This window comes from Streptomyces sp. NPDC055140 (assembly GCF_053607285.1).
The window spans coordinates 215,065-228,456 of sequence record NZ_JBSGTG010000014.1 but is presented as its reverse complement, the minus strand read 5'-3'; the positions used below and the strand labels follow the sequence as shown (position 1 = coordinate 228,456).

The 13,392-nt window shown below is 68.8% G+C and carries 9 protein-coding genes; 1 reads left to right on the top strand and 8 read right to left on the bottom strand.

What is annotated here, in order from left to right; genetic code table 11:
• Positions 1-29 precede the first annotated feature (29 nt).
• Positions 30-1,883 (bottom strand): stealth family protein, encoded by a 1,854-nt coding sequence (locus ACWFR4_RS26055; protein ID WP_453654772.1) that lies wholly within the window; start codon positions 1,881-1,883, stop codon positions 30-32.
• Positions 1,884-2,065: 182 nt separating this feature from the next.
• On the bottom strand, positions 2,066-3,196 hold the full coding sequence (locus tag ACWFR4_RS26050) for a hypothetical protein (protein ID WP_453654770.1): 1,131 nt from the start codon (positions 3,194-3,196) through the stop codon (positions 2,066-2,068).
• A gap of 331 nt (positions 3,197-3,527) precedes the next feature.
• Here ACWFR4_RS26050 and ACWFR4_RS26045 point away from each other — a divergent pair, with 331 nt between their 5' ends.
• Complete coding sequence (locus ACWFR4_RS26045; RefSeq protein ID WP_453461753.1) at positions 3,528-4,616, top strand: LCP family protein; 1,089 nt, start codon at positions 3,528-3,530, stop codon at positions 4,614-4,616.
• Positions 4,617-4,650: 34 nt separating this feature from the next.
• On the opposite strand, the gene ACWFR4_RS26040 is transcribed toward ACWFR4_RS26045, so the two are convergent.
• The 6 genes from ACWFR4_RS26040 to ACWFR4_RS26015 all read right to left on the bottom strand — a co-directional run bounded on the left by ACWFR4_RS26040 (position 4,651) and on the right by ACWFR4_RS26015 (position 13,196).
• The gene (locus ACWFR4_RS26040) at positions 4,651-6,144 is read right to left on the bottom strand and encodes an amino acid permease (RefSeq protein ID WP_453654768.1); all 1,494 of its coding nucleotides are present in this window, start codon (positions 6,142-6,144) and stop codon (positions 4,651-4,653) included.
• 147 nt (positions 6,145-6,291) lie between these two features.
• Positions 6,292-8,217, bottom strand: a complete 1,926-nt coding sequence (gene dxs / locus ACWFR4_RS26035; protein ID WP_453461757.1) for a 1-deoxy-D-xylulose-5-phosphate synthase — start codon at positions 8,215-8,217, stop codon at positions 6,292-6,294.
• A gap of 224 nt (positions 8,218-8,441) precedes the next feature.
• A complete protein-coding gene (locus tag ACWFR4_RS26030; protein WP_453461759.1) occupies positions 8,442-9,728 on the bottom strand; it encodes a sugar ABC transporter permease in 1,287 nt (428 codons plus the stop codon).
• On the bottom strand, positions 9,725-10,516 hold the full coding sequence (locus ACWFR4_RS26025; RefSeq protein WP_453461762.1) for an ATP-binding cassette domain-containing protein: 792 nt from the start codon (positions 10,514-10,516) through the stop codon (positions 9,725-9,727). Before ACWFR4_RS26025 ends, ACWFR4_RS26030 begins: the two co-directional genes overlap by 4 nt.
• A 234-nt stretch (positions 10,517-10,750) precedes the next feature.
• Positions 10,751-11,863, bottom strand: coding sequence for a sugar ABC transporter substrate-binding protein (locus tag ACWFR4_RS26020; protein ID WP_453461770.1), 1,113 nt, complete (start codon positions 11,861-11,863; stop codon positions 10,751-10,753).
• A 133-nt stretch (positions 11,864-11,996) separates the two neighbouring features.
• The gene (locus tag ACWFR4_RS26015; protein WP_453654766.1) at positions 11,997-13,196 is read right to left on the bottom strand and encodes an ROK family transcriptional regulator; all 1,200 of its coding nucleotides are present in this window, start codon (positions 13,194-13,196) and stop codon (positions 11,997-11,999) included.
• Between the last annotated feature and the right edge of the window lie 196 nt (positions 13,197-13,392).

The window sequence follows — 13,392 nt, the reverse complement described above, 5'->3', positions numbered from 1 at the left end:
CGCAGACGGTGCGACGGGGGACGGAGATCTCATCGGTCGGAGGCCTTCACGAGTTCGTCGAGATCCGCGCTCTGTTCGAGAATGTTCACGTGTTCCGGGACCTCGTAAGGGCTGGGCACCGGGAAGTACGCGTCGAGGAAACTCGCCAGCATTTCCTTCTGCCGCTCGGGATCGGCGGATTCGACCGTGTCGTTGAGGCAGAAGGTGTCCATGTTCCGGTTGGCGAGGAGCGTGTTCAGGCGCCGCTCGGCGAGGTCGGCCGAGAGGTCGATGTACCGGTACTGGATGTCACCCACGGTCGCCCGCGCGGAGTGGTAGGCGAAGTAGTGGTGCAGCGACGAGGCGATCGGGACGTCACCCGGAGAGCGGAAGCGCGACTGCTGGGTCGCGGCGTACTCCTCGGTGAAGGTCTCCTCGATCTCCTGGAGCACACTTCCGCGCAGCGCGTGCGGTGTGTGCTTCATCTTCTGGGAAATGGCGGTGCCGAATTTCTGCGCGATGAGCCAACGGCTGTTCTTCCCGGCGGCGTTGACGGGAAGATCGGTCGAGGCGATTCCGCCGCCGGGTATCAGTGCGGGCGACGTGAAGAATTTGGTGATGCCGTTCGGGTGGAAGAAATGCGCGGGCGTCACCGGCCGCCCGAAGAACACGTCGTCGTTCAGGTAGAGGAAGCACTCCGAGAGCCCGGGGATGTGGTGCAGCTGGCTCTCGATGGCATGGGAGTTGAACGTGGGCAGGGCGGCGGGGTCGGAGAAGATCTCCCGGTGGTCCACGACCCGGAGGTTCGGGTGCCGCGCGTTGAGCCAGGACGGGACCTGCCCCGCCGTCACGAGGTAGACGTTGCGCACCCAGGGCGCGTTCTGATGGAGCGACCGCAGCGAATAGCGCAACTCGTCACGGCTGGTGTACCGCGCGTCGTTCGCCGCCTGCTCGTGCAACTCGTCCCCGGAGAACCCCTGGCGCATCCGGTCACGCTGCGCCCGCCAGACGGGGTCCGAGTCGTCGACCCAGGTGTAGACGACGTCGATGGGGAACTGGTGGTCCTCGGGGAGCTGCACGGCGAACTCGGGCAGCGTGCGGGCATCGCCCGTGTGGTACGCGGGAGGGATGGGGCTGAAGAGGCGCTGGGGAGCCGACTTGCGGGGGGCGTCCACCGGGACGGCGTCGATGACCCGGTTGGGGCGGGGAGCCCTCAACTCCCCGTCACGCTCGGCCCACACTTCGAGGTCGCAGCCGGCGTCCGCGCCGAAGACGAGCTGCTGCGTCGGGTCGCACACGTACCACGCGACCCGCAGCACCTTGTTCTTGCGCAGCGCCCGCCACGACCGCTCCTCGTCGCCGGGCTCCATCCGTGCCTCGTCGCCGCCGGCCGGACCGACATAGCCAGGGGCCTGCGCAAAGGCCAGCTGGAGCACTTCCTCGGCGGCCGGGCGGGACGTGGAGGGGATGGCCACGGCGGGCAGCCCGTTGGCCGTACCCCGCACGCAGAAGTAGTCGATGCCCGCCGCGTCCAGGACCGAGACGACGATGTTCAGGTTGCGGGCCCGAGCCGCCCAGTCCGTGGCGCCGGCGACCGTCAGCGCGCGCATGTGGCGGCGCCCGACACGGACGACGCGCCGGCTGTAGGCGGCGCTGTGGCGGGGCGCCCTGCGCTTGCCCCCCATGGCCCAGACGACTGTCGCGGAACGGACGGTGTCGGCCACATTGAGCGAGGACTTCACGGCCTTGCGGACCGGGGTCGGTACACCGCGGACGATGCGCTGCCTGGCACCGACCGGCACCGTGGACCGGTACGCCGAAACCAGCGCACCGGATTCAGGGTTGTCCGACCCACCCACGAGGCAACCACCGTCCCCAGCTTGCAGCCCGTCCCCCGGGCTCATGGCACTTGCGCCACCGCGACGACCCGCTTACCGGGCATTCACCGAACTCTCACGCGGCCTTTACCTAAATTACAGGTCAAGGCTTCAACAAAGCGTGACATGGCGAGTGAGGATCATCACTTTAGGCCAGTACAACCTTTTTGAGGTCTAGCCATGCAGTGGAATTTGGTGTAAAGGAGGGCTCAATTGTCGGGCAGGCGGTCCCAGTCGGACAGGGTGAGCCCGGGCTCCGGACGCTGCCGGCTCACCAGAACGCTGCCGTCCGTCGCGACCGTCGCCATGACGACCCGCCCCCGCCCGTCCAGCGCCAGAGCGGGAGCGCCGGCACAAGTCACCCCCGTGTCGGTCCACCACAGTCCGGCGGATTCGCCACCGGTGCCGCAGACGCCGAGCACGGCCGTTCCCGTGTGCCCCTGGTGGGCCAGGACCGTGCAGTCGTAACCGTCGATGAATGCGCGGAGCGTGGAATGGGGTCCCTCTCCCGGGGCTCCGCCCACGGGGAAAGCCCACTCGCCGGGCCGCTGCGCGTAGACGCCCGTCCCGCTCTGCTCACTCCAGTACGCGGTGAAGACCCCGGGGCCGGTCTCCAGGAGCGCGGCCGAACCGGGCACCGGGGCAGGCATCAGGTCCTGCGCACGGCGCAGGTCCGCACCCTGCTCCATCTGCACCCAGCGCATCACCGACCTGCGCCCCGCCGCGAGGAGTTCGACCGGTCCGGCAGAGGTCGCCGCGGCGGCGAGCCCGCCCACGACCTCACCACCGCGCAGGTCCTGCCACGCCTCCCACGCCCCGCTCTTGGACTCCCGGCGCACCATGACGCCGCCGGCGCCACCCGAGACGAAGACATGGACCGTGCCCTGTCCGTCGACAGCGGCGGCCGGGTCGCCGAGCGTCGCCGCGTCCCTCGCTTCGCGGTACGGGTTGCCCAGGGAACGCCAGTCCCCCAGCGTCCGTCCCGACTGGTACTGCACGGCGTAGAGCAGGTCGACCTTCGCGGCGCCGCCGCTCTGCCGCTTCTCCCTGCGTCCGAGGAAGTGCACATAGCGGTTCGCGCCCTGGGCGACGGTGAGGGCGGTCAGTCCTGCGACGGGGAAGAAGTCCGGCCGGGCCCAGCGCCCGCTCCCGACGGCGGTCTCCGTCCAGCGGTTCACGCCGCCGTCGACAAGCGCGTACACCGCGAGGCGGTCGTCGTTCCCCCGCAGCAGCCACGACCCCGTGGCCGCCGCCGCCGCAGATGCCGCCCGGGGCCGCTCCTCGACGTCGACGCCGGATCGGGTCCGCCGGTCCACCGTCTGCGCACCTCTACCGCGCATGTGTGCCGTCCCCTCCCGCGCCGAGCCCGGCGTTCACAGACCATTCCAGAATTCGACACATCATATGCCTGTACGAATGGCCGTCCCCCTGTTCCGCCGGCACGGCAAAAGTCACAGGTGACAGCCATTCCGACGAGTTCGGGAGGGCTCCAGGACGGCACCGCGCGGCCCCAGCTCCCCTGACCAACCGGGCACTTCACTCATAAGAGTTTTCGAGTACATGTCTATAGTTCAGTCCCAACCAAGCGTCAGCCGCGCGGCACAGACCCGGTTCTCCGGGGTCTGTCTGCTGCCCCTGCCCATCGGGCACTAGTTGCGAGGACACCCCGCGATGAGCCATGACCTGAGCACCGCTGTGCCGCCGTCCCGCCGGAGCTCGCCCGGCAAGCGCAGCCGCAAGGCTCCGAAGAAGCGCCGCACCGGCAGGATCGTGCTCCTGTCCCTGCTCGTCCTCGCGCTCATCGCCGGCGGCACGGGTTACTGGCTGTACAGCGATCTCAACGGCAACATCAGCGGGGTCGACCTCGACAAGGCGATCGGCGACGACCGTCCCGAGAAGCTCCCGACCAGCGGTCAGAACATCCTGGTCCTCGGCTCGGACTCGCGCGCCGGGGACAACGCGGACCTGGGCACCGGCAAGGTCGCGGGCGCCCGCTCCGACACCGCGCTGGTGATGCACATACCCGAGGGCCGCACGCGGGCCACCGCCGTCAGCATCCCCCGGGACACCCTGGTGACCCGCCCCGAGTGCACCAAGTCGGACGGCTCCAAGATCCCCTCGGCGAAGCGCGTGATGTTCAACTCCGTGTACTCGCTCGCCGGTCCGGCCTGTGTGGTCAAGACCGTCGAGGACATGTCCGGAGTGCGCATGGACCACTTCATGGAGATCGACTTCTCCGGGTTCAAGGGACTCGTCGACGCGATAGGCGGCGTCACCGTGACCGTCGACAAGCCGATCCACGACAAGTCCAGCGGCCTCGAACTGGGCGCGGGCACCCACAAGTTGAACGGCACCCAGTCGCTGGCCTTCGTTCGGACCCGGCACGGCATCGGCGACGGCAGCGACCTCGGACGCATCGGCCTCCAGCAGCAGTTCATGATCGCGCTGCTCAGCGAGGTCAAGAAGCAGGATCTGCTGGGCAGCCCGACGAAGACGTTCAAGATCGCGGACAGCCTCACCTCGTCGCTGACCACCGACTCCGACCTCGCGTCGCTGAAGTCACTGGCCGAGTTCAGCCGCAGCATGCAGGGCGTCGACCCGGCCACCATGGAGACGATCATGCTGCCGGTGCGGTACGACACCGCGGACCCCAACCGCGTGGTGGCCGCCGAGCCCCAGGCCACGCAGCTGTGGAAGGCGATCCGCACGGGTGGCGAGATCCCCGAGTCCGCCAAGAAGTCCCCGGCGCAGGGCGGCTGACCGGGCGTCAGGCCGCCACGGGCGCCGTCGCCCCCTACTTCCGGCCCGCCTCCTCCTCCTGCCGCCCCAGCCGGCTGTGCGAGCGCCCGTACACGAAGTACACGATGAAGCCGAGCACCATCCAGATACCGAAACGGATCCAGGTCTCCGCAGGCAGGTTCAGCATCAGCCACAGGGACGCGAGCACCGACAGGATCGGGATGAACGGCACCAGGGGGGTGCGGAAGGCGCGGGGCAGGTCGGGGCGGGTGCGGCGCAGGATGACGACGCCGAGCGCGACGACGACGAACGCGAAGAGCGTGCCGATGTTCACCAGTTCCGCGAGCTCGCTGAGGCTGGTGAACCCGGCCAGGATCGCGATGATCACGCCGAGCAGGATGGTCGGCCGGTACGGGGTCCTGAACCTCGGGTGGACCACGGAGAAGAAGCGGGGCAGCAGCCCGTCACGGCTCATCGCGAAGAACACCCGGGTCTGGCCGAGGAGGAGGATCAGGCAGACCGTCGTCAGGCCGACCGCGGCGCCGAAGCTGATGACACCCGCGTACCAGGGGTGCCCGGTCGCCTTGAAGGCGTCGGCGAGCGGGGCGTCGATGGACAGCTCGCTGTACTTCTGCATGCCCGTGACGACGATCGACACTGCCACGTAGAGCGTCGTGCAGATGAGGAGGGAGCCCAGGATGCCGCGCGGCATGTCCCGCTGCGGGTTCTTCGTCTCCTCGGCTGCGGTGGCCACGACGTCGAAGCCGATGAAGGCGAAGAAGACGACGGAGGCGGCGGTGAAGATGCCCATGACGCCGAAGTCGGTGGGCGTGTAGCCGAACATCAGCTGCACGAGCGGGGACTGGATGCTGCTGCCCGCCTCCTGCGGCTGCGCCTTCGGGATGAAGGGCTTGTAGTTGTCGGCCGTGATGAAGAAGGCCCCCGCGATGATCACGATGAGGACGACGGCCACCTTGATGGCGACGACGACCGTGGTGACGCGGGCGGAGAGCTTCATCCCGAGGACGAGGATGACGGTGAGCACCAGGACCAGGGCGGCGGCGAGGATGTCGAAGCCGAACCCCGTGGCCCCGTCCCGCCCGCTCAGCGATTCGGGCAGATGCCAGCCGGCGTTGTCCAGCAGCGAGCGCACATAGCCCGACCAGCCGACGGCGACCACCGCCGTGCCGAGCGCGAACTCGAGCACCAGGTCCCAGCCGATGATCCAGGCGGGGAGTTCGCCGAGTGACGCGTAAGAGAAGGTGTACGCGGATCCGGCGACCGGGACGGTGGACGCGAACTCCGCGTAGCACAGCGCGGCAAGACCGCAGACGACGCCGGCCACGACGAAGGCCAGGGCCACCGAGGGGCCCGCGTTCTCCTTGGCGACCTTGCCGGTGAGGACGAAGATGCCGGTGCCGATGATGACACCCACACCGAAGACGGTGAGGTCGAGAGCGGACAGCGACTTCTTGAGTGCGTGCTCCGGCTCCTCAGTGTCCAAGATCGACTGTTCGACCTTCTTCGTCCTGAAGAGGGTGCTGCTCACGGTCGTACCTCCCACGCATTGTCGTCCTCGACATGATCGAGGGGGCTTTTGCTCCGTATGCCCCGGCGCGGGCGCGTTCACGCGAATGGGCCGGTCCCACCACCCTTGCGGGGTGGTGGGACCGGCCCATGGAGCAGCCTGTGGGGGTCAGTCCCGCGCGGGGCTGACCGCGTCGGTGGCCGTCGCGCGCTCGAAGCGGCCGTCCAGCTTGGCGACCAGACCGGTGACCTGACGCGCGATGTCGGGGGCCGTGAGACCGATCTCGGCCATGACCTCCTTGCGCGAGGCGTGGTCGAGGAAGCGCGGCGGGATGCCGAAGTCACGCAGCGGTACGTCGACACCCGCGTCGCGCAGGGCCTGCGCGATCGCCGAACCGACGCCTCCCACACGGGAGTTGTCCTCGACGGTGACGACGACGCGGTGCTGCTCGGCGAGCGGCGCGAGCGCCTCGTCGACCGGCTTGACCCAGCGCGGGTCGACGACGGTCGTGGTGATGCCCTGCTTGTCGAGGAGGCCGGCGATCTCCAGGCACATCGGGGCGAGCGCCCCGACGGAGACCAGCAGGACGTCCGGCTTGGCCGCGGACGGCCTGCGCAGCACGTCCATGGCGCCGACCTTGCCGACGGCCGGAACCGCGGGTCCGACAACGCCCTTCGAGTAGCGGACGACGGTCGGCGCGTCGTCCACCTCGACGGCCTCGCGCAGCTGGGCGCGCAGCTGCTCGGCGTCGCGCGGGGCGGCCAGGCGCAGGCCGGGGACGACCTGGAGCATGGACATGTCCCACATGCCGTTGTGCGAGGCGCCGTCGTCGCCCGTGACGCCGGCCCGGTCCAGGACGAAGGTGACACCGCACTTGTGCAGCGCGACGTCCATGAGGACCTGATCGAAGGCGCGGTTGAGGAACGTCGCGTAGACCGCGAAGACCGGGTGCACCCCGCCGGTGGCGAGACCCGCGGCCGAGGTGGCGGCGTGCTGCTCGGCGATGCCGACGTCGTAGATGCGGTCCGGGAACGCGTCGGCGAACTTCTTCAGGCCGACGGGCTGGAGCATCGCGGCGGTGATCGCGACGATGTCCTCGCGGTCGTGGCCGAGCTTGACCATCTCGTCGCCGAAGACGGACGTCCAGCTGGCGGCCGAGGCCTTGATGGGCAGGCCGGTGTCCGGGTGGATCGGGCCGATGCCGTGGAAGCGGTCGGCCTCGTCCTGCTCGGCGGGCTTGTAGCCGCGGCCCTTCTCGGTGAGGCAGTGCACGATGACCGGTCCGCCGAACCGCTTGGCGCGGGCCAGGGCCGACTCCAGGGCCTCGATGTCGTGGCCGTCGATGGGGCCGACGTACTTCAGACCGAGGTCCTCGAACATGCCCTGCGGGGCGATGAAGTCCTTGAGGCCCTTCTTCGCGCCGTGCAGGGTCTCGTAGAGCGGCCTGCCGACGACCGGCGTGCGCTCCAGGAGGTCCTTGCCGCGGGCCAGGAACCGCTCGTAGCCGTCCGTGGTGCGCAGGGTGGCCAGGTGGTTGGCGAGGCCGCCGATGGTGGGGGCGTACGAGCGCTCGTTGTCGTTGACGACGATCACGAGGGGGCGGTCCTTGGCGGCCGCGATGTTGTTCAGGGCCTCCCAGGCCATGCCGCCGGTGAGGGCTCCGTCGCCGATCACGGCGACGACGTGGTCGTCCTTGCCGCGCACCTCGTTCGCCTTGGCGAGGCCGTCGGCCCAGCCGAGGACCGTGGAGGCGTGCGAGTTCTCGATCACGTCGTGGTCGGACTCGGCGCGCGAGGGGTAGCCGGACAGGCCGCCCCTGGTGCGCAGCTTGCCGAAGTCCTGGCGGCCCGTGAGCAGCTTGTGCACGTAGGACTGGTGACCGGTGTCGAAGAGCACCCGGTCCTTCGGCGAGTCGAACACGCGGTGCAGCGCGATGGTGAGCTCGACGACGCCGAGGTTGGGGCCGAGGTGGCCGCCGGTCTTGGATACCGCGTCGACCAGGAAGGTCCGGATCTCGCCGGCCAGCTGGTCCAGCTGTTCCAGGCTGAGCCGGTCCAGATCGCGCGGTCCCGTGATGCGGGTCAGCAGCGGCACCCGTGCCTCCTTGCGATAGAGCTGTTCGAGCTTTTGCCGGGCCTGTCGAGTCTAATGTTCCGCCTTGGCGCGCTGCGCCAGGGCTGTGCGTTGTACATCACGCGATCGGCCGTACCCGAGGGGTACGCACGTTCCGTAGCGCTCTCATGACATGACTGTGCCCGGCGTCGTCATTGGCGCCGGGCACAGAATCAGGGAGGTACGGGCCGCTGGGGCGAAAGACCCTAGGCGCGGCCCGCCGACTTCTGGGTCTTGCGGGTGACCGAGTCGATAACGACCGTGGCGAGGAGCACGCCGCCGGTGATCATGTACTGGATCGGGGTGGCGATGCCCTGGAGGGCCAGGCCGTACTGGATCGACGTGATCACGAGGACACCGAGCAGGGCGTTCCAGGTGCGGCCCCGGCCGCCGAAGAGGCTGGTGCCGCCGATGACGGCCGCCGCGATGACGTTCATCAGGAGGTCGCCGGAACCGGCGCTCTGGTTGGCCGCCGCGATCTTGGAGGCCCAGAAGAGGCCGCCGACCGCCGCGAACAGACCCGCGACGGCGAAGACCGAGACACGGACCGCCGTGACGTTGATACCGGCGCGGCGCGACGCCTCGACGCTGCCGCCGAGCGCGAAGATCTTGCGGCCGTACGAGGTGCGGCGCAGCACGAAGTCGGTGCCGACCAGGACGATCGCGAACAGCAGCACGGCGAGCGGCAGGCCCTTGTACTGGTTGAACATGATCGCCACGGCGAAGGCCGCGATCGCGAGCAGCACCGTGCGCAGCACGAGCTCGCTCATCGGGCGGGACGGGATGCCGGCGGCCTCGCGGCGCCGGTTGCCGAGGAACGCCGTCAGGAAGTACGCGGCAACCGCGACGATCGCGAGCCCGTAGGCGGCCGCGACGTCCGGGAAGTAGTACGTGGTGAGCTTGCCGACCACGCCGTCGCTGTCGATGTTGATCGTGCCGTTGGAGCCGAGGATCTGGAGCATGAAGCCGTTCCAGAACAGCAGGCCGGCCAGGGTCACGGCGAACGCGGGGGCGCCGATCCGGGCGAAGAAGAAGCCGTGCAGGGCCCCGATGACGGCACCGGCGGCGAGGGCGGTGAGGACCGCGAGCCACTCGTTGACGCCGTGGGTGACGCTCATCACCGCCGTGATCGCCGCGGAGACACCCGAGACGGAGCCCACCGACAGGTCGATCTCGCCGAGCAGCAGCACGAAGATGATGCCGACCGACATCATGCCCGTCGCGACCATGGCGACGAAGATGTTGTTGAGGTTCTCGGCGCCCAGGAACGCCGAGTTGAGGCTCTGGAAGATCGCGCAGATGACGATCAGGCCGATGACGACCGGGGTGGCGCCGAGGTCACCGGCGCGCATCTTGCGCTTGAACTCGCCTATGTAGCCCGCGAATCCCTGCTCGCGCACGAGGAGGCGGGGGTCGATGGCGACACTCGCGTCGCCGGCGACCGCCGGGGCGTCCACGGGGGCCTGCGGCTTGTCGGTCTTTTCGATGCTCACTTCTGAGCCTCCGCGTTGGTGCGCGCCGCACGACGGGTCACGGCGTTGTCCGTGGCGCCGGTGATGGCGGAGATGATCTCTTCCTGCGAGGTGGTCTTGACCTCGAAAACGCCGTTGTTGCGGCCGAGCCGCAGGACGGCGACCTTGTCGGCGACGGCCTTCACATCGGCCATGTTGTGGCTGATGAGGATGACCGCGTGGCCGCGCTCGCGCAGCCGCTCGACGAGGTCGAGGACCTGCGCGGTCTGCTCGACGCCGAGGGCTGCCGTCGGCTCGTCGAGGATGACCAGCTTGGGCTCGCCGAGCATGGAGCGGGCGATGGCCACGACCTGGCGCTGACCGCCGGAGAGCGAGGCGATCGGGATGCGCACGCTCGGGATGCGGATCGACAGCGTGTCGAGCAGCTCCCTGGCACGGCGCTCCATCTCGACCTCGTCGAGGATTCCGCGGCGCTTGAGCTCACGGCCCAGGAAGAGGTTGCCGACGACGTCGATGTTGTCGCACAGCGCGAGGTCCTGGTAGACGGTCGCGATGCCCAGGTTCTGGGCGTCGTGCGGCCGGTTGACCGCGACGGCCTTGCCGTCCCACTCGATGACACCGTCATCGATGGGGTGCACGCCGGCGATCGTCTTGACAAGGGTGGACTTTCCGGCACCGTTGTCGCCGACCAGGGCGACCACCTCACCGGCGTGGACCTCAAGCTCTACATCGGTGAGCGCCTGGACGGCACCGAATCGCTTGGAGACTCCGCGCAACGCCAGCACGGGCGTAGCGGACACGTGAACCATCTCCTTCGCCGCCAAAGGCCTGACCCGGCGGGAGGTTGAACAGAAAAGACTGAGAGGGGGGTGCGTACGTGCAGGGATGGTGCTGTCGTACGTCGTTCCGTCCGGCGCCCCGCCGTTGAGCTTGCGGGGCTGTCGGCGGCGGGGCGCCGGACGTGCTCACACGGGGCGCTCCGTCAAAGTGCGCTCACGTCCCGTGCAGGACAAGGGAGTTGCCGCAAGGCGACTCCGGCCTGGTTAGTTCAGGCCGATCTTGTCGCAGGCGGCCTTGTACTTGGTCGTGCAGATCTCACCGAGGGTGTAGTAACCCTCCTTGATGACCGTGTCCTTGATGTTGTCCTGGGTCAGGGAGACGACCGGGACGATCACCGAGGGGATGCTCTTCTCGGTGCCGCTGTCGACCGTGCTGGTCTCCAGGGAGCTGTCGAGCTTGCCCGTCTTGGCGATCGAGACGGCCATCTTGGCGACGGTCTCGGCCTCCTGCGGGTACGACTTGAAGACGCTCATGTTCTGGTCGCCCGTGACGATCCGCTGCACACCCGCGAGCTCGGCGTCCTGGCCGGTGACCGGCGGGAGCTTGCTCAGGCCCGCGGCCTTCAGAGCGGTGATGATGCCGCCCGCCATGCCGTCGTTGGCGGAGTAGACGCCGGCGATCTTGTCCTTGCCGATCGCGGAGATGGCGCCTTCCATGTTCTGGTTGGCGTTCTCCGGCTTCCACTCCTTGGTGTCGTAGGACTTGGCGACGGTCACCTTGTCCTTGAGCACGGAGAGGGCGCCCTTCTTGAAGAAGGCGGCGTTCGGGTCGGTGATCGCGCCGTTCATCATGACGATCTTGCTGCTCTTGGTGGCCTTGGAGCCCATGGCCTTCAGGAGCGCCTCGCCCTGCGTCTTGCCGACCTCCTCGTTGTCGAACGAGGTGTAGGCCTCGATCGGGCCCTCGGCCAGGCGGTCGTACGCGACGACGGGGATGCCGGCGTCCTTGGCCTTCTTCACACCGCCGGCGACGGCCTTGAAGTCGACCGCGTCCAGGATCAGCACGTCGACCTTCTTGGTGATCATCGTGTCGATCTGCTGGGACTGGACGGTCGCGTCCTGCTTGGCGTTCAGGTACTCGACCTTGCCCTTGCCATGGGTCAGCGTCGAAATCTGCTTCTCAATGATCGGCTTGTCGAACTTCTCGTAGCGCGCGGTCTGGTTCTCCGGCAGCAGCAGGCCGACGGTGATGGCGTCGCCCTTCTTGGGGCTCGCCTTGTCGCCGCTGCCCTTGTCGCCGGACTCCTTGGCGCTGCCGCAAGCGGCGAGAGAGACGGCCATACCAGTGGCACAGAACGCAACGGCGGCACGACGCATACGCGTGTTCACTTCAGAAACCTCCCTGACGAGGCCGCGACGTTGCGGCCGAGGTAGCGGGAAGTCAACTCGGCCGCAACCCCGGCGTCAAGGAGTAAATCCTTAACGAGATGGCAACGGTGTCATGCGTTCTCTAAGTGAAGGCAGGTGCCGCCACGGACAGAGATCCGTCCAAAAGGGTCGAATCGCCCATCTCGCTGAGCGCCAGGGCCAGCGCCCCGAGCACCTCCGCGCGGCCGCCCAACGCCCCTGGAAGGACGGACAGTTGACGGGCGGCGCTGGGGATCGCGTAGCGCCCCACGGACTCCCTGATGGGCCCCAGGACGAGTTCTCCGGCCTCCGCCAGATCGCCTCCGAGGACGACCCGGCTGGGGTTGAGCAGGTTGCAGAGATTCGCGACCCCACTGCCGATGTGACGGCCCACGTCGGCGATCACCCGCCGGCACCCCGGGTCGCCGTCCCGCGCGCGCCGCACGACGGACTCCATGGTCAGTCCGGTGCCGTGGCTGGACTCCAGGAGCGGCAGCACGTAGCGGGCGGCGGTGAAGGTCTCCAGGCAGCCGCGGTTGCCGCAGCGGCAGACAGGGCCGGACTCGTCGAGCGTGATGTGCCCGATCTCGCCCGCGGTCCCGCCGGGCCCCCGGTAGATCTTCCCGTCGATCACGAGCCCGGCGCCGACACCGCTGGCGACCTTGATGTACGCGAGGTCCTTGACCCCGCGCCCGCTGCCCCAGACCAGCTCGCCGAGGGCGCCCAGATTGGCGTCGTTGTCGACGTGCACGGGCACGCCGAGGCGCCTGCTCATCTCCTCGGCGGGCTTGGTGCCTGTCCAGCCCGGCAGGATCGACGTGGAGCCCAGCGTGCCGCTCTCCACGTCGATGGGGCCCGGTACGCCGAGCCCGACGCCCGCCACCTTCGTACGGTCCACGCCGGTGGCCGCCACGAGCCGCTCGACGAGCTCCTCGGCCCGGTCGAAGCCCTGCGCCGCGGAGGCGTCCACATCGAGGGGCTCGGCCTCCTCGGCGAGCACCTGGTGGGCGAGGTTGCCGATCGCCACGCGCAGGTGGGTGTGGCCGAAGTCGACGCCGATGACGATGCCCGCGTCACCGCTGAGCGAGACGCTGCGGGCCCGCCGGCCGCCCGCCGAGGTGGGGGTGACCTCGACCGTGCCGCCGTCCTTGAGTTCGCGGACGATATTGGAGACCGTGGCCGCGGACAGGCCGGTCGTCCTCGCGATCTCCGCCTGCGTGAGCGAACCCGCGAGCCGCACGGCGCGCACGACCCGCTCCAGATTGGCCCGGTGCAGCGACGACTGCGACCCCGGAGTCTCCATTGACCCACACCCTCGTCCCGTTGACCGGGGAGCCCCTTCGCCCCCCTGTGGTCCGCGTCACACACGGAGAGCGACCGGACCTTGTACAAGTTATGAACCCCAAGTTCCGCTGAAGGCACCTGTGGCGTCAAGCCCTTGACGGAAATCGGTTCCACACCGTGAACGCACAGGGGTCCGGCCCCGGAGAGAGACTCTC